Annotated in this window: 1 protein-coding gene; it reads right to left on the minus strand. The window is 37.4% G+C overall.

Going from position 1 to position 273, the window contains the following annotated elements:
• Positions 1–27 precede the first annotated feature (27 nt).
• On the minus strand, positions 28–273 hold a 246-nt coding region (locus tag Ga0466249_RS26085; protein ID WP_215832402.1), incomplete at its 5' end, for a hypothetical protein.

Raw genomic sequence — 273 nt, forward strand, 5'->3', positions numbered from 1 at the left:
ACCTTATAATGACTTTTGGCGCTGTACCTAAAAGTGTGGAAGAAATAACAGGAGAAAATTATCGTGACGATTGGGAGAGGAACTCTTTAGAAGGACAGATCTAGCTTTTACTTCTGCTTGTGCAGGTTTGTTTTGCCACAAATATAATTCTGCCAGATAATGCTGTGCAATCGCTTTTGATAATCGTGTAACATCTTTCGAATTATCGGGCAACCATTCTTCTGCAAATAATAGATCTTCTTCTATCAATGCCTGTATTTCTTCTACAGAGTT

The organism is Pelorhabdus rhamnosifermentans, assembly GCF_018835585.1.
Classification (GTDB): domain Bacteria; phylum Bacillota; class Negativicutes; order UMGS1260; family UMGS1260; genus Pelorhabdus; species Pelorhabdus rhamnosifermentans.